Genomic DNA, 16,419 nt, shown 5'->3' with positions numbered 1-16,419 from the left:
GCCCGGCTAGGTCGCGAGCTTCTTGACGATGCGCTCGACGGTGAGCCAGGTGCGAGTGGTGATGTCCTTGCCGTACGTCTTCTCCAGCCACGCCATGAAGTCCGGCGTCTTGCCCGGCTCGCTGTTGTCGATTACCGCCAGGAAGGCGCGCGCGGCCTCGTCGTAGCCGACGACCCGGGTGAGCGGGTCGGGGTGCTCGGGCACGGTGGCCGGAGCCTTGGCCGTGTCCTTGAGGAAGGTCGCGATCAGATAGGTTCCGCGCCCGTGGGTCAGGCCGGGAAACGGATCGGTGTCGAGCAGCGCGCGCAGTTCGTCATGGCTGCGGATGATCGTGCCACCACCGATCCCCAGTTCCCGGATCAGCGCCTGCTGGATCCGGTCCTCCAGCGCGGGCACGTCGGTCTCCGCGCTGCGGAACACGATGTTGCCGCTGGCCAGCACCGAACCGACGCCCTCGAACCCGAGCGATTCGAACACCGTGCGCAACTTGGCGTTGCTCATGTTCGGATTGCTCGGCGCGATCCCGCGCAACAGGGCGGCGTAGGCAGTCATAGCGCCGAACCTACTCGCCCGCACCGACGAATCGAGGGCGTCACGGCGCGGTGTCGGCGCGGGAGGAATTCCGGCAGACGGCGCCCGCCACGCGACAGCCGAGTGAGACCGCTGCGCGACTCGTCCAGCCCTACCCGTCAGGCGGTCTGCGTGGCCCCGTTCTTCTTGCGGGCGATGTCCTCGAGCGCGGCGAGGTATTCCGCACGCTGTTCGGCGCCCGCCTCCCAGGCCGCCTTGCGGTTCTTGACGACCTTCGCCGGTGCGCCGACGGCGATGCTGTAGTCCGGGATCTCACCCTTGACCACGGCGTGCGCGCCGAGCACGCAGCCGCGGCCGACACTGGTCTCGCGCAGCACGGTCACCTTGGCGGCGATCCAGGTGTCGGGGCCGATGCGCACCGGGCTCTTCACGATCCCCTGGTCCTTGATCGGAACGTTGATGTCGTCCATCTTGTGGTCGAAGTCGCAGATGTAGCACCAGTCGGCGACCAAGGTCGATTCCCCGATCTCGATGTCGAGATAGGTGTTCACGACGTTGTCCTTGCCGAACACCACCTTGTCACCGATGCGCAGCGAACCCTCGTGGCAGCGGATCGCGTTGCCGTCGCCGATGTGCACCCAGCGGCCGATCTCCATGCGGGCCAGTTCCGGGGTGGCGTGGATCTCCACGCGGCGGCCGAGGAAGACCATGCCGCGCAGCACGATGTGCGGATTCGCCAGGCGGAACTTCAACAGCCGGTAGTAGCGCACCAGATACCAGGGCGTGTACGCCCGGTTCGCGAGCACCCAGCGCAGCGACGCCGGCGTCAGAAAACGCGCCTGCTGCGGATCCCGGCGGCGCGATCCCCGCCAGCGCGAGCGCAACGGTGCGCCCCACATGCTCGTCACGAACGGTTCTCCTGTCGTGGTCCTACCGGCCGTCGCGCGCCTCGGCGGCGACGGATAGAGCCTATCGCCCGCGGTGAGCACCACGACGAGCACCCGCGACGAGAACGCCGGGACGCGTTCACCCGCGCGCGAGCCTCCCGTACAGTGACTCCTGCGCCGGAGACGGCGACGGCGAACGCCAACGACGACAGGAGTGCGGCAGGTGCGAAGCGGCGGCGTACTGGCTACTTCCATGTGGCGACCGTCCCGGAAACGTGCCGCGGCCGCGCTGGCCGCGGTCGGCGCGCTGGCATTGGCCGGGTGCGGCACCGATTACGACGACATCACCGTCGGCACCGGCAAGGGCTGGACCGCCGCCTATCACGACGGCCGCAACAGCGGCACCGGCCCGGTCACCGGATCGCGGGAGCTCGAGCTGAGTTGGCAGCGGCCGGTCGGCGGCCCGATCGCCCAGCCGATCACGCTGGGGCCCGACAGCCAGCTGTTCGTCACCACCCGCCTGCAGAACTGCTCGATCTTCTCCTTCCAGATGGCCACCGGCCGCAAACGGTTCTGCAACGCCTTGGGCCCGAGCGCGATCACCGCGCCTTCGTCGGTCGACGGGATGAGCAACGTCTACGTCGGCGACGACAGCCGGGTGATCTCGTTCAACTACCTGGGGCAGCCACGGTGGGCCACGCCCGTCGCGGGAACACCGGCCTCGGTGCAGTTCACCGGTGACGGAAAGCTGCTGACCGTCACGCGATCCGGCCAGGTCGACGTGCTGTCGAGGCAGACAGGGGACCGGACGGTGCCGACCGTGCAGTTGCTCGGCGAACCGGACTTCCTCGTGCACGCGGGCCTCAGCTGGCCCGACGCGAGCCAGGGCCTGGACGACTGCGCTACCGGCGGGCCGCAGTGCCCGGTCGCGACCATCTCCGCCGTCGACGCAGACAGCGGCCGCTTCTACGTGACGCTCTGGCAGCCGGGGCGGCCCGCGGCGGCCGTGGTCGCGTTGCGCTACACCGGCGAGAAGCTCGTGCGGGAGTGGAGCGCCGAACTGCTGCTCGGCGGCAGCGCGACCAGCCCGGCCCTGTCCGCCGACGGCGCCACCCTCTACGTGGGCGACAACAACAACCGCCTGATCGCCCTGGACACCGCTGACGGGCGAACCAAGTGGGTCCACCGGCTGGACTGGACGCCGCGCGGGGGCATCTCGGTGTCGGACGACGGCCTGATCATCCCCTCCGGCGACGACGGCTACCTGGTCGGGCTGCGGGACAACGGCGACGCGGTGGAAACCGTCTGGGAGCGCAAGGATCTGGCGCTGCGCGGCTCCGCGGCGCAGACCGCGGGCGACACCGGCTACACCGTCGCGGCGATCGGCGACGGCCTGAACCTCGTCACCTTCGACACGCAGACCGGAGCCACCCTCGACTCCGATGTGCTGCCTGGCGCGAAGGGCACCACCACCGGCACGTCGGTCGGCGCGAAGGGCGAGGTCGTGGTCGCCACCCGCATCGGCGAGATCTTCGCGTTCACGCCGGAGAAGTAAGCACCGTCGGTTTCGAGGGGGAATTTTGGCGAAGAGTGGGATTCTTGCGCGTCTCGGCAGGGCGACGGTAGTCGCTGTCGCTCTACTCACGTCTACCGCGGCGTGCGCCGGCACGGTCGACGGGCGTCCGGTGGCAGCCTCGCAGAGCCGGGCCGCGACAACCACACCGGCGCGGGTCGCCGATGAGCCGTTCCAGGAACACGCTGTCGATGACGAGTGTGTTCTGAGCGGGGCGGAAATCAGTGCCCTGGCGGAGGTGAGCCTCGGCGATGGGCACGACACCAAGACCAAGCGCGACGACGGTTCCTATGGCCGAAGCTGCACCTACTACCTCACCGCCGGTGGGATTCTGTCCTTCACTGCATCGATCAAAGTGATGCGGCCGCAACAGGGGTCGGTGACAGAGGCGACCATCGCGCGGCTGAAGAGTCCGACAACGCGCGAACTCCCGGGAATCGGGCGCTCGGTACTCATCGAAGCGAAGGCCGACTACCCGCAGGCTTGGGTCCTCACCGACCGGTTCGTCGTCCGCGTCTTTCTCGTCGGCAGCAATCTGTCCGCCCCGCCGACAGACCAACGATGGGCCGTCGCAGCGAGACTCGTCGTCGCGAAACTCCCGGCGTAGCGCGCGACGCAGCCGGGTCGTCACGGGGTGGAACAGAGGAAGACCGTCGCGGCGCGGCCGATTCGTGTGATCACCAGCGTGTGCGGTTGAGTGCCACGGAGTTTGAGGCGCGACCGGAGCGCATCGGGGTCGATATCCACGCCTCGCGTGAGGATTTCGAGAGGGCCGCAGTCGCGGCGATGGAGTTCGGCGCGAAGGGATTTCTCGCGGAAATCCATGCGGTCGAGGATGCGGAAGCCACGCACCCCCTCGGGGACGGTGTCTCCGGTGAGATAGGCGATACGCGGATCCAGTTGCCACAAGCCGTGTTTCGCGGCGTAATGACGGACGAGTCCGGCACGCACGACGGCGCCGTCCGGGTCGATGATCCACTGCCCCGGCGGGCGCTCCTCGATGACGTCGGGTTCGGCATCGGTGATGGTCCACCCGCCGCCCTTGGACGAGAGCACCCTCGCGCGACGGGTCACTCCGGCCTCGGTGAGCCCCGGAGACCACAGGCACGCCTCACGCACCGATCCGTCGAGCGAGACCACCTCGACCTCACCCGACCAGACGAGCCGGTCGAAGTCCAGACCGGGAGCGCATTTCACGGCGATATCACGGGCGGCGTAGGCCGCGAGCAGATCCGGCAGCGGCGGTTGGAGTTTGGCCGGGTCGTGCGTGCGGCGGCCGTCGGCGCGCCGGGCCGGGTCCGCGATGATCACGGTGTCGCGACTGCTCGGACGCAGCGCATCCGCCCGGATCAGCATCACATTCCGGGTCAGCTCCGAGGGACAGGCGGCGGATGTGAGGGAGTCCCGCTCCCCGGCCCCGAGCCGGTGCGCCCCCAGGTTGTGCGCGGCGATCGCCAGCCGCACCTCGTCCAGATCGCTGCCGAGCACCGCCGGGCACACCCGGGCCAGCTCGACGAGTTCGGCTCCGATCGAGCAGGTGACGTCGTGCACCGTCCGCCCGGCCAGCCGGGTGGCCCGCTGCCGTGCCACGAGCGTCGGGGTGGCCTGCTGCAGCGCGTCGTCGGTGAAGAGCCACTGCCCGGCGTCGAGGAGCTTCGCGGCGGCTCTGCGCCGCAATCGCACGGTCTCGATCAGGGCCGCCGCCCGGTCGCCGTGCGCGCGACGCACGAGCTCGAGATCCCGCAGGTGCGTCGCCGGGGTGAGTGCCAGCCGATCCGCCTCGGCGAGCGCGTCCCGGCCGATCGCGCTACCCAGGTACCCGACATCATCACGGGTGAAGCGGTAGCCCACTACCGAGCTCCCATAGTTGTCCGCACCGTGCCGACCAGCCTGAGTCCGGGTGGCGGGACCGTCCGAGCTGTCGCGACAGCCCGGCCCATGTGGGTGATCGCGACGGCGGCCTGTTCCCGAACTTCTGTGACGATCCCATGGGCCTTGGTCCGGTCACCGTTTCGGTGGCGCTCCATCTCCGGGTTCCGGCGCGGCGACTCGAGCCGACGCACCCGGGCAGCATGGTCGCTGCCCAGGTCGGCGATGCGGTCGCGAGAGGTGGCGCGGCCCACTACTTTCCGGCGGAGCTCGGCTTCACGCCGGTGATCATGGCGTTGTAGAAGAACTGACGCGGCACCACACGGCGCATGACGTTCTCGTCCACCCAGCTCAACCCCAGCCAAGCGCGGTACATCGCCATCCGGTAGCGCCAGGTGAGCTTCTCGGCGGGCACGGCCGCCTCGAAGGTGCGCACCGGCCAGCCCCACAGCGCGGCCGCGAATTCCTCGGTCTTTGCGGCCACCTCTACGGCGCCCGCCGAGCGGGCCATCGCCTCCAGGGCGCGCGGATCGAAGGTGTGCAGGTCGACGACCGCCTCCAGGGCCGCCGCGCGCGAGGACTCGTCCAGCTCCTCCTGCGGACGCCGCCAGTCGCTGAGCACCGGCAGCTTGGTGACCGTGGTGGTGGCCTTCCAGGTGATCCGGCCCAGCCAGCGCGCGTAGAAATTGCCGACCGTGGTCGGCTCACCGGCGAACACGAAGCGGCCGCCCGGCTTGAGCACCCGCAGGCACTCCTTGAGCGCCAGCTCGACGTCGGGGATGTGGTGCAGCACCGCGTGACCGACCACCAGATCGAAGGTGTCGTCGTCGTAGGGGATGGTCTCCGCGTCGGCGACCCGGCCGTCCACGTCCAGACCGAGGTGCTGCGCGTTGCGCAGCGCGACCTTGACCATGCCCGGCGACAGGTCGGTGACCGAGCCGGACTTCGCCACACCCGCCTGCATCAGGTTCAGCAGGAAGAAGCCGGTACCGCAGCCCAGTTCCAGCGCCTTGCCGTAGGGCAGAGGCGCGGGACCCACGGCCAGGTCGAACCGGCCGCGCGCGTACTCGATACAGCGCTCGTCATAGGAGATGGACCATTTGTCGTCGTAGGTCTCGGCCTCCCAGTCGTGGTAGAGAACCTGGGCCAGCTTCGTATCCTTGAGCGCTGCTTCGACCTCTGCCTCGGTGGCGTGCGGGTTCGGCGCGGGGTCGTCGGGACGTACCGTCATGGTCGGCAAGCCTACCCAAATCCGCAGATGACGCCTGCTATCGCCCCACGAATTCCGCCGACCCGGGACCGTCGGTCAGATAGGAACCTGTTCCTATCAGGCGATCTTCCGTCGTGAACAGGGCCGACCACTCGCCACGGGCGCGATCGAGGCCGTGCGGACCCGCTTCGAAGACCGCTTTGGCGGCCGCCAGCGCGCGGGCGGGACCGTCGGTGAACTGGCGCGCCCACCGCATCGCGGCGGTGTACACGTCGTCCGGCGCGACGACCTCGTCGACGAGGCCGAGCGCCTTCGCCTCGTCCGCCTCGACGAAACGACCGGTGTAGACGAGGTCCTTGGCCGGGCCCGGTCCGATCAGCAGGGCGAGGCGACGGATGCCCGCGAGCGGGATCAAGCCCGTCTTGATCTGCGGCAGACCCAGCTTGACGTTGTCACCGATGACGCGGCGGTCCGCGCCCAGCGCCAGCTCCAGCCCACCGCCGAGGCAATAACCGCTGATCGCCGCGACCGTGGGCTGCGGGATCCGGGCCAGGCAACCGAGGTCCTGCTGCAAGTCGGCCGCCATCGCGGCGGCCTGGTCACTGCCGAGACCGAACAGTTCGGCCACGTCGTCACCCGCGGAGAACACGCGTTCGTCGCCGTACACGACCACCGCGGCAACGCCCGGGTCGGCGGCGACGGCGTCGGCCGCCTCGGCCAGTTCCCGCACCAGCTGCGCGTTGAGCAGATTCATCGGCGGGCGGGCGAACCGCAGGACGGCCACGCCGCGCGCGGCATCGCCCTCGGGCAGCTCCAGGGTCACGAATTCGGCCATGGCAGGCCACGCTACCGGGTGCGCACCGGCACCGGCGGTCAGGCCCGACGACGGCGAGCGGCGACCGACGCGATCATCCACCGCCCCGGTAGGCGGCCGTCCCAGACCGGATACCGCTGCGAAGAACCGGGCAGGGGCACTCATCACTTATGCGCCCGACTTGCCCGTCAGGGCCGCACGGAACCCTTCAGGCGACCGGCGTCGGGGAGATCGGCGAAGTAGCGGTGGTTGTCCGGGAAGGAGAGAAGCTGCCTGCCGTCCGAATCGGCCAGCACCGGAAGGATCGGATCGATCGCCCGCTGCGCTGCCAGGATGTCGGCGGTGGAGTGGAATTCGCCGAGTTCGACCAGTTGGGTCCAGGTCGGCGGCAGCAGCACGTCGGCGCCGGAACGCCAGCGCGCCAGCGCTTCGGCGGGGGTGCTCCACCGCACCTCCGCCGCCTCGGACGTGGCGCCGTCGGCGAGTTGCCCCTCCGGGAGGATGGCGACGAAGAACCGGGTGTCGTAGCGGCGCGGCTCGATGACCGGGGTGATCCAGTTCGCCCACGGGCGGAGCAGATCGGCGCGCAGGACGAGTTCCTCCTCGGCGAGGAAGGATGCCAGCGACAATTCCCTGCGCTCCAGCCTGCCGCGCGCGTCCCGGTAACCGGTGGTGTCGGAGACGACGCTGTCGGCGGTCGGGCCTGCCAGCAGCACGCCGCACTCCTCGAACGTCTCCCGGACGGCCGCGCAGACCAGCGCCTTGGCCCTGGCCTCGGTGGTGGCGAACCGCTCGGCCCACCACGCGGGCTCGGGCCCGGACCAGGCGATGTCGGCGGTCCCGTCGGACGGGTCGACGCCGCCGCCGGGGAACACGGTCATGCCCGCGGCGAACGCCATGGCGCCGACCCGGCGCTGCAGGAAGATCTCGGGCCCCTCGGCACCGTCGCGCACCAGCATCACCGTCGACGCGTCTTTGATCGGTTGCTGAGAGTCTGCCTGCGGTTCTTTCTCACTCACCCCTGCACCCTAACGCGCGCTTGGTGAGCGACGGACACCGTCCGAGTCAGCGGGTGCGGTGCCGGCCCGCGCGGCGCGAGCGGCGCGCGAAGTAGCGTCCGTCGACTCGATCCAGCGCGATCGATTGGCGGAAGGCGTCGCTGAGGTTCTCCGAGGTGAGCACGTCGGACAGCAGTCCCTGCGCGACCACTTCGCCCTCGTTGAGCAGCAGGCCGTGGGTGAAGCCGGGGGGTATCTCCTCCACGTGATGGGTGACGAGCACGATCGCGGGGGCGTCCGGGTCGGCGGCGAGATCGCCGAGCCGCTCCACCAGTTCCTCGCGGCCGCCCAGGTCCAGGCCCGCCGCCGGTTCGTCGAGCAGCAGCAGCTCGGGATCGGTCATCAGCGCGCGGGCGATTAGCACCCGTTTGCGCTCGCCCTCCGACAGGGTGCCGTAGGTGCGGTCCGAGAGATGTTCGGCCCCGAGGCTTTCCAGCATGTCGATGGCGCGGTCGGTGTCCATCTCGTCGTAGCGCTCCCGCCAGCGGCCGAGCACCGCGTAGCCCGCGGACACCACCAGGTCGCTGACCTTCTCATCGATCGGAACCCGGCTGGCCACCGCCGCCGAGGACAGGCCGATGCGCGGACGCAACTCGTTGATGTCCACCTTCCCGATCCGCTCTCCGAGCAGATGGGCGACGCCCGCGGTGGGGTGCATCTCGGCGGCGGCCATCCGCAGCAGCGAGGTCTTGCCCGCGCCGTTGGGGCCGAGGACCACCCAGCGTTCGTCGAGTTCGACCTGCCAGGTGACCGGACCGACGAGAGTATGGCCCGAGCGGCGGACGGTCACGTCGGTGAAATCGATGAGCAGATCGGGATCCGGTTGCGGCACGCGCTCCATCTTGGCCCACCTGAGGGGACACTTGCCAACGCGGGGAGGGAAAACCGAGCCGGTCGGTCGGATCTACGCCGGAACGCCGCCGTCACGGCCGCGTCGGCCGCCGCACCGACACGCCCACCATGGGGTCGCCGCAGGAGGGTTCACCAGGAACGGGCGGGCACCGCGATCACCGTCATCGAGCCGGGCGCCACTTCGGTGAATCCGGCGTCGCGCACGGCGACCGCACCGCCCTCGGCCACTTGCCCGGCCAGCGATGCCCAGCGCGGCGGGTCGGCTTCGCGCACCGCGCACCTGAAGCCCAGTTCCGCCCAGCGCAGCGCGTGCTCGACCGGCAGCGCACCGGCCAGCAGCATGCTCGCGTGACCCACCTGCGCGGCCGTCTTGCCCAGCGTCATCCCGAGCGCGGCGTTCACCCACAGCACCGGCAGGAGCGGATCGGGCGGCCCGGGAGCGTCGTGCTCGAGATCGGTGCCGCCGATTTGCAGACGCTTGATCCGCGGATCGACCTCGCCCACCGGTCCGGGGACCAACGCGCGCGCCTGCGCGCCGTCGATCTCGACGGTGACACCCGGCACCGCGCAGGTCGCCTGCCACTGCGCGCCGCGCGCCCGCCGGGCCACCTTGCGAATGCGCAACCGCTTCCATGCGAGATACGGCTGTTCCCACTCGCCGCCGGGCCCGACCCGCTCGTCCAGGCACAGCGCCACCGCGGCGGCCGCGGCCGCTGCCAGCAGCGCGCTGCGCGGAGGCGGATCGGCCTTGGGCAGGTGCAGGACCATCTGCATCGCTTGCACCATGGCGGGGTCGTCCGGATCGCCCGCGCCGTGGTAGCCACGCGCCAGCTCCGCATGCCGGGCATGGAATGTCGCGATATCCGATGTCGCCGCGGCGAGGTCCGATGGCTGGGCGGCCGTGGAATTCTCTGCGCCGCGCCCGACTTCGGCGCCGCATTCCGGAATGCGCGTCATCACTGCACCTCGATCGTCAACGAAAACGTCCGTGCCGGTGCCAAGCCCTGGTCCCACGGACGCGTGTACTCCAACTTCAACGGGGTGACACCGGCCGCGACGCCCATCTGCGCGACACTCCAGGAGTATCCGGTCGACGGGTTGGCAGGCAGGGCGACCACGAGGCGCTGTCCGACCAGCAGGCGCCGCTGCTGCCCGTCGTCGGCATCACCAACCCGCACAACAGGTTTCGCGTCCTCGGCGGGATGGGTCTCGCGCGAGTCGTTGCCGCAGCCCACCACCGTCGAACAGAGCAGCAGAACCAGCAGGGACTTGCGCACCTGTCCTCCGATCGGCGAATGATCAACTCGCGGCGAGCCTACCGATCGGCGATCCGCGCAGCGGCAGGCCGTGAGTCGTCCGAGTGCTCGGTTCCGGACCGCTCAGCCCAGCGGAACGCGGCGCAGCAGGCCGTCCCTGGCGTCGGCGGCCTCCACCTCGTGCCGGGTGACCCCGAGGATGAACAGGACGGCGTCCAGGTACGGATGCGAGAGCGCGGCGTCGGCGACCTCGCGCAGCGCGGGCTTGGCGTTGAAGGCGACCCCGAGCCCGGCGGCGTTGAGCATGTCGATGTCGTTTGCGCCGTCACCCACGGCGACGGTCTGTTCCATCGGCACCCCGGCCTCGGCCGCGAACTTGCGCAGCGCGGTCGCCTTGGCCGCACGGTCGACGATCTCGCCGACGACGCGGCCGGTCAGCTTGCCGTCGATGACCTCCAGCGTGTTCGCCTGCACGAAGTCCAGCTCGAGTTCGTGCGCCAGCGGCTCGATCACCTGCCGGAAGCCGCCCGACACCACGCCGCAGCGGAAACCGATCCGGCGCAGAGTGCGAATGGTCGTGCGCGCGCCGGGGGTCAGCTCGATCCGGTCGGCCACTTCCTCGATCACCGACTCGTCCAGCCCGGCCAGCGTCGCGACCCGCTGCCGCAGCGATTCGGCGAAGTCGATCTCCCCGCGCATCGCGGCCTCGGTGACCTTGCGGACCTCGTCCTCCACGCCGGCGTGCGCCGCGAGCATCTCGATGACCTCGCCCTGAATCAGCGTCGAGTCGACGTCGAACACGATCAGCCGCTTGCCCCGGCGGGCCAGCCCGGCCCGCTCCACGGCGACGTCCACCTGCTCGGCCACGGCGACCTCGGCCAGCGCCGTGCGCAGCCGCGAGTCGGTGTCCGGGCCGGAGTCGGTCGCGGTGACCAGCAGCTCCATGCCGGTCACCGGGTAGTCGGCGATACCGCGGATGGTGTCGATATTGGCGCCCAAGACGGCCAGTTGCCGTGACACCGCGCTGAACGCCCGCGCGGTGACCGGGCTCCCGAGGATCACCACCGCGTGCGTGGACATCGGCTGCCTGCCGATCGCCGCGTCCACCTCCACGTCGACGTGCATGCCGACGGTGTTCATGGCCTCTTCGAGTTCGTCCTGCAACGCCTCGGCGTCGGTCGGGCAAGTGACCAGGACGCCCAGGGTCAGCCTGCCCCGGATCACGACCTGCTCCACGTCCAGCAGGCTCACGTGGTGCCGGGACATGGCCGCGAGCAGCACGGAGGTCACACCGGGGCGGTCGGGTCCGGTGACGGTGACGAGGACGGTGGTGTCGGCCAACTGATGCGCTCCATGTTCGATGTTCGCCGTCGCTGTGCTGGACGTCGTTGTCGCAACGCACGGTGCGTACTGATCTCCACAAACGATCTCCACAAACGAGTGTGCACCCGCTGATGACCAGCGGGTGCACACTCGTCGCGATGAATCCTACGGCGGGGCCGGACGTCGCCCGTGCGTTGCCCCGGCGCGGAAACGCCCTACTTCGCCAGGGCGTTCGGCTCGTGCAGCTCGGTCGCGTGCTTGCCCGCGCCCCAGCCCACGTGGGCCTCGGCGCGCATGCGCTCGACCATGTGCGGGTAGTGCAGCTCGAACGCGGGGCGCTCAGAGCGGATGCGCGGCAGCTCGTAGAAATTGTGCCGCGGCGGCGGGCAGGTGGTGGCCCACTCGAGGGAGTTGCCGTAGCCCCATGGGTCGTCCACGGTGACCACTTCGCCGTAGCGGTAGCTCTTGAAGACGTTCCACAGGAACGGCAGCATCGACGCGCCGAGCACGAAGGCGCCGATCGTGGAGATCGTGTTCAGCGTCGTGAAGCCGTCGCCGGGCAGGTAGTCGGCGTAGCGGCGCGGCATGCCCTCGGCGCCCAGCCAGTGCTGGACCAGGAAGGTGGTGTGGAAGCCGATGAAGGTGGTCCAGAAGTGCCACTTCGCCAGGCGCTCGTCCAGCATCCGGCCGGTCATCTTCGGGAACCAGAAGTAGATGCCCGCGTAGGTGGCGAACACGATGGTGCCGAAGAGCACGTAGTGGAAGTGCGCCACGACGAAGTACGAGTCGGTGACGTGGAAGTCCAGCGGCGGGCTGGCCAGGATGACGCCGGACAGACCACCGAAGAGGAAGGTGACAAGGAAGCCGATGGAGAACAGCATCGGCGACTCGAAGGTCAGCTGACCGCGCCACATGGTGCCGATCCAGTTGAAGAACTTCACACCGGTCGGGACCGCGATGAGGAAGGTCATGAACGAGAAGTACGGCAGCAGCACCGCGCCGGTCGCGTACATGTGGTGCGCCCACACCGCGATGGACAGCGCGGCGATACCCAGCGTGGCGTAGACCAGCGTGGTGTAACCGAAGATCGGCTTACGCGAGAAGACCGGGAAGATCTCCGAGACGATGCCGAAGAACGGCAGCGCGATGATGTACACCTCGGGGTGGCCGAAGAACCAGAACAGGTGCTGGTAGAGCAGGATGCCGCCGGTCGCGGGGTCGTAGATGTGGCCACCCAGGTGGCGGTCGTAGGCCAGGCCGAACAGCGCGGCGGTCAGCAGCGGGAAGGCCAGCAGCACCAGGACGCTGGTGACGGCGATGTTCCAGGTGAAGATCGGCATCCGGAACATGGTCATACCGGGTGCGCGCAGGCAGACCACGGTGGTCAGCATGTTCACGCCACCGAGGATGGTGCCCAGACCGGACACGGCCAGGCCCAGGATCCACAGGTCGGTGCCGACGCCGGGCGAGTGCAGGATGTCGGTGAGCGGCACGTACGCCGTCCAGCCGAAGTCCGCCGCGCCGCCCGGGGTGATGAAGCCCGCGGTCGCCATGCTGGCGCCGAACGCGTACAGCCAGTAGCTGAAGGCGTTCAGGCGCGGGAAGGCGACGTCGGGGGCGCCGATCTGGAGCGGAAGGATGATGTTGGCGAAGCCGAACACGATCGCGGTCGCGTAGAACAGCAGCATGATCGTGCCGTGCATGGTGAACAGCTGGTTGAACTGCTCGGTGGAGAGGAACTGCAGGCCCGGCCGGGCCAGCTCACCGCGCATCAGCAGGGCCATCAGGCCACCGATGAGGAAGAAGCCCATCGACGTGGTCAGGTACATGACACCCAGGACCTTGGGGTCCGTGGTGGTGACCATCTTGTAGATGAACGAGCCCTTCGGCCCGGTCCGAGCCGGATAAGGCCGAGTCGCTTCCAACTGAGGGACTGGCTGGGGCTCTACGGCAGTCACTGATCCTCCTGAAAGGTGCCTTCAATTCGCTCCGCAGGCTCCGCTGATCGCATCCATCCCTATGTCGGGACAGACGACAGTTCGCTTGCGCTCTTCGAATCGTAAACCCGCGCCTCCCGAGCCGACCGAACGGGTCCTACTCTCTGTCGTATTTGTTTGGCGGCACCTGCGGCGCGGCCTGTTCGCGGCGCTCTCGTGGCCGCGTTCGAGCGGCCGCCGCTTGCTCCTGCACAGCGTACGCGGCGGGCCGGGGCCCTTCCGTGGCACCGATGAGTTCCGTGGGCGACGGCCGTCTGTATCGGTGACACGACTTCCCTCTCGACCAGGAGACCAGCGATGACGACACCGAATGGCCGCAAGCCCGGCGATCCCTGCTGGGTGGATCTGTACACCTCCGACCTCGATCGCAGTATCGCGTTCTACCGCGATCTGTTCGACTGGACCGCCGAGAGCACGGGCGAGGAGTTCGGCGGGTACGTCACCTTCCGCAAGGACGGGCGCGCGGTGGCGGGCGCGATGGCCAGGATGCCCGGCGACACCGACAGCCCGGAGCAATGGACGGTGTATCTGGCCCGTCCCGACGCGCAGGCCACCGCCGATGCGGCGAGCGCGGCGGGGGCGTCGCTGGTGGTGCCGCCGATGGCGGTCGGCGAACTGGGCACGATGGCCGTACTCGGCGACGTCGGAGGCGCGGGTGTCGGCATCTGGCAGGCCGGGACGTTCCCCGGGTTCGAGACCATGGGTCTGGTGTCGGGCGGCCAGTGGCGCGACCACGCGGGCGCGCCGTCCTGGTTCGAGCTGCACACCCGCGCCTACGACGCCTCGCTGGCGTTCTACCGGGAAGTCTTCGGCTGGTCGGACGTCTTCACCATCTCGGACGCTCCGGAGTTCCGTTACTCCACCATCCATGCCGAGAGCCCGATGCTGGGCGGGGTCATGGACGCCTCGGCATTCCTGCCCGAGGGCGCCCCCGCGGGGTGGACGGTCTACTTCGGCGCCGACGACGTGGACAAGTCCGTCGAACGCGTCGTCGAACTCGGCGGCTCGGTGCTCTCCCCGCCCGAGGACACCCCCTACGGCCGCATGTCCGCGGTCACCGACGCCACCGGCGCCCGCTTCAGTATCGGCGGCAATCGAGCCTGAATCCGTTCGGCCGCACGGAGTTCCGTGTGTTCGGGGACATTCCGTGCGGGCCGCACTCCCGAGCTCGAATCACTTGGTCACGCGTGCCGCGCTCGAGCCGCCGAACCGCCGAACCCGGTGCAGACCGAGCCCCACACAGGGGCGCCCGCCGCTGCGACCTCACCCATGGGACGACCGGCGCCGACATGTACCCTCACTCGCATGCCGGTGAGCGACGTTTTGCATGTACGCGGCCGAATTCGCGCGGTCCGGTCCCGCAGCAGCGCGGGCGGTCACCGGTTCCGGGCGGTCGTGGCAGGGTGCGCCGCGCTCCTCGTGGCCGGGTGCGGCGGCACCACCGACGACGCCGCGTCCATCGTGCGCACCACCACCAATATCGCGGGCGCGGGCGTGGTGGGACTCGAGCGCGACACCACCCGGGCATGCGCGCTGCCGAGCGCGCCGGATCCGGGCGGCGAGGCCACCCGCAGCGTCACCCATGCGGCGGGCGTCTCGGAGGTGCCCGCCGACCCGCAGCGCGTCGTCGTGCTCAGCACTTCCGCGCTGGACGCGGTCTGCGCACTCGGTCTGTGGGAGCGAGTCGTGGGCACGGTGACGATGGACGGGCCCAGTCCGCAGCCGGACTACCTCGGCACCGGCGTGCTGAAGATCCCCGCCGTCGGCACCGCCGCGCAGCCCGACCCGGCGCGGATCGCAAGCCTGCACCCCGACCTGATTCTGGGCGAGATCCCCACGCAGTCGGCGAGTTTCGCGGCGCTACAGGCCATCGCCCCGACGGTGCTGGTCGGCTCGAACGACAGCTGGCAGGCCGAATTCGCGGCATTCGCGGCCGGTTTGGGACGTCGCGGCGCGGCGGAGACCGCGTTGCAGAACTACCGCACCGAGGCGCGCGACACCGGTGTGGCGCTGGCGGCGGGCCAGACCCAGGCGTCGGTCGTCAGGTTCACCGCCGACGCCGAGCGGGTGCAGGGCGCCGACAGCTTCTCCGGCCAGGTGCTCGCCGACGCGGGCGTGCAGCGTCCCGCGGCTCAGCGCGGCGCTTCGTTCGACGTGCACGAGGACGCGTTCGCCACGAAGGTGGAGGGCGACCTGATCTACGTGATCCTCGCGGGCCCGGAGGGCAAGAAGCACGCCGAAGCGGTGCTGCGCACCGACGAGTGGAAGGAACTCGGCGCCGCCACCGATCGCCGGGTGTTCGCCGTGGAGGACAGCGTCTGGCACGGCGACGGCCTCACCGCCGCACGCGCCCTGCTCACCGATCTGCGCAATACGCTGAACGGCTACGTGACCGACTGACCGTCACCACCCCCTTGGGTGCGGTTTCCCCCACCCTGGGAGTGCGCGGACCAGCGCTGGGGTTGCTGTCGGAAAGCCCTTTCGAGGACGAGATTCAGAGGTACGCCAAAGAACCTCTCAATCGACTCCCGAGGACACGACATGCGCACGCTGACCGATTCGCTCGCCGACAACCTGTACGCCCTGCCGATCGCACAGCCCGTCGCCGAGGTCGACCCGCAGGCGGTCGTGGTGTCCACCCCCGATTGCGACCTCACCTACGCCGAGCTCGATCGCTGGTCCAACCGCCTGGCCCGGCTGCTGCTGCGCATCGGCGCGGGGCCGGGCGCCCGTATCGCGGTGGCGATCGACCAGCCGATCGAGGCCGTGGTGGCCGAGCGGGCCGCCACCAAGATCGGCGCCATCACCGTCCCGGTCACCGATGACGGCTCCTACGCGCTCGGCACCCCGGTGGGCATCACCACCAAGGACCAGCAGCCCGAGCACGCGGACCGGATCACCTGGCTGGTGCTGGACGAGCGCTCCACCCTGCAGCGCTACCTGACCAGTTCGGCCGCGCCGCTGCGCGCGGCCGACCTGGATCTTCTCCCGGCCGCCGCCTGAGCGGGCATACCTCTCCGAACGCGACCCGAACAGCGATGTTCGGGTC

General features: G+C 69.7%; 16 protein-coding genes. 5 read left to right on the top strand and 11 right to left on the bottom strand.

From position 1 onward, the window contains the following. Positions 1 to 6: 6 nt before the first annotated feature. Both NG1_RS08920 and NG1_RS08915 read right to left on the bottom strand, forming a co-directional pair. Positions 7 to 552: a DUF1697 domain-containing protein gene (locus NG1_RS08920; protein ID WP_062969568.1), complete on the bottom strand. Its 546-nt coding sequence runs from the start codon at positions 550 to 552 to the stop codon at positions 7 to 9. Positions 553 to 689: 137 nt separating this feature from the next. Further along, positions 690 to 1,439 carry an acyltransferase gene (locus tag NG1_RS08915; RefSeq protein WP_062969608.1) on the bottom strand — a complete coding sequence of 250 codons (750 nt, stop codon included), beginning with the start codon at positions 1,437 to 1,439 and terminating at the stop codon, positions 690 to 692. Between the two features lie 232 nt (positions 1,440 to 1,671). Here NG1_RS08915 and NG1_RS08910 point away from each other — a divergent pair, with 232 nt between their 5' ends. After that, positions 1,672 to 2,973 carry an outer membrane protein assembly factor BamB family protein gene (locus tag NG1_RS08910; protein WP_062969567.1) on the top strand — a complete coding sequence of 434 codons (1,302 nt, stop codon included), beginning with the start codon at positions 1,672 to 1,674 and terminating at the stop codon, positions 2,971 to 2,973. Between the two features lie 130 nt (positions 2,974 to 3,103). Next, positions 3,104 to 3,598 carry a hypothetical protein gene (locus NG1_RS08905; RefSeq protein ID WP_062969566.1) on the top strand — a complete coding sequence of 165 codons (495 nt, stop codon included), beginning with the start codon at positions 3,104 to 3,106 and terminating at the stop codon, positions 3,596 to 3,598. Between the two features lie 20 nt (positions 3,599 to 3,618). Here the strand turns inward: NG1_RS08905 and NG1_RS08900 are convergent, their stop codons facing one another. The 9 genes from NG1_RS08900 to ctaD all read right to left on the bottom strand — a co-directional run bounded on the left by NG1_RS08900 (position 3,619) and on the right by ctaD (position 13,331). Beyond that, entirely contained in the window at positions 3,619 to 4,842 is a 1,224-nt protein-coding gene (locus NG1_RS08900) for a class I SAM-dependent methyltransferase (RefSeq protein ID WP_062969565.1), read from the bottom strand. A gap of 271 nt (positions 4,843 to 5,113) precedes the next feature. Continuing rightward, complete coding sequence (locus NG1_RS08890; protein ID WP_062969563.1) at positions 5,114 to 6,091, bottom strand: class I SAM-dependent methyltransferase; 978 nt, start codon at positions 6,089 to 6,091, stop codon at positions 5,114 to 5,116. Between the two features lie 37 nt (positions 6,092 to 6,128). Further along, on the bottom strand, positions 6,129 to 6,905 hold the full coding sequence (locus tag NG1_RS08885; protein ID WP_062969562.1) for an enoyl-CoA hydratase-related protein: 777 nt from the start codon (positions 6,903 to 6,905) through the stop codon (positions 6,129 to 6,131). Between the two features lie 167 nt (positions 6,906 to 7,072). After that, positions 7,073 to 7,843 carry an NUDIX hydrolase gene (locus NG1_RS08880; protein WP_168434139.1) on the bottom strand — a complete coding sequence of 257 codons (771 nt, stop codon included), beginning with the start codon at positions 7,841 to 7,843 and terminating at the stop codon, positions 7,073 to 7,075. A gap of 106 nt (positions 7,844 to 7,949) precedes the next feature. Further along, positions 7,950 to 8,783: an ABC transporter ATP-binding protein gene (locus NG1_RS08875; RefSeq protein WP_040868647.1), complete on the bottom strand. Its 834-nt coding sequence runs from the start codon at positions 8,781 to 8,783 to the stop codon at positions 7,950 to 7,952. 140 nt (positions 8,784 to 8,923) lie between these two features. Continuing rightward, the gene (locus tag NG1_RS08870) at positions 8,924 to 9,751 is read right to left on the bottom strand and encodes an aminoacyl-tRNA hydrolase (protein WP_084498790.1); all 828 of its coding nucleotides are present in this window, start codon (positions 9,749 to 9,751) and stop codon (positions 8,924 to 8,926) included. Beyond that, positions 9,751 to 10,071: a protease inhibitor I42 family protein gene (locus NG1_RS08865; protein ID WP_062969560.1), complete on the bottom strand. Its 321-nt coding sequence runs from the start codon at positions 10,069 to 10,071 to the stop codon at positions 9,751 to 9,753. Before NG1_RS08865 ends, NG1_RS08870 begins: the two co-directional genes overlap by 1 nt. Before the next feature lie 102 nt (positions 10,072 to 10,173). After that, positions 10,174 to 11,391: a phosphoserine phosphatase SerB gene (gene serB, locus NG1_RS08860; RefSeq protein WP_062969559.1), complete on the bottom strand. Its 1,218-nt coding sequence runs from the start codon at positions 11,389 to 11,391 to the stop codon at positions 10,174 to 10,176. Positions 11,392 to 11,588: 197 nt separating this feature from the next. Beyond that, positions 11,589 to 13,331, bottom strand: coding sequence for an aa3-type cytochrome oxidase subunit I (ctaD, locus tag NG1_RS08855; RefSeq protein WP_084498789.1), 1,743 nt, complete (start codon positions 13,329 to 13,331; stop codon positions 11,589 to 11,591). Positions 13,332 to 13,667: 336 nt separating this feature from the next. On the opposite strand from ctaD, the gene NG1_RS08850 reads away from it, so the two are divergent. From NG1_RS08850 to NG1_RS08840, 3 genes are all read left to right on the top strand, one after another. Next, positions 13,668 to 14,474 carry a VOC family protein gene (locus NG1_RS08850; RefSeq protein WP_062969557.1) on the top strand — a complete coding sequence of 269 codons (807 nt, stop codon included), beginning with the start codon at positions 13,668 to 13,670 and terminating at the stop codon, positions 14,472 to 14,474. Positions 14,475 to 14,675: 201 nt separating this feature from the next. Continuing rightward, on the top strand, positions 14,676 to 15,770 hold the full coding sequence (locus NG1_RS08845) for an ABC transporter substrate-binding protein (RefSeq protein WP_084498788.1): 1,095 nt from the start codon (positions 14,676 to 14,678) through the stop codon (positions 15,768 to 15,770). Positions 15,771 to 15,911: 141 nt separating this feature from the next. Then, positions 15,912 to 16,373, top strand: a complete 462-nt coding sequence (locus NG1_RS08840) for an AMP-binding protein (RefSeq protein WP_062969556.1) — start codon at positions 15,912 to 15,914, stop codon at positions 16,371 to 16,373. Positions 16,374 to 16,419: the final 46 nt, after the last annotated feature.

Source organism: Nocardia gamkensis NBRC 108242, from assembly GCF_001612985.1.
GTDB classification, from domain to species: Bacteria; Actinomycetota; Actinomycetes; order Mycobacteriales; family Mycobacteriaceae; genus Nocardia; species Nocardia gamkensis.
This window is presented reverse-complemented; position numbering and strand designations above follow the sequence as displayed.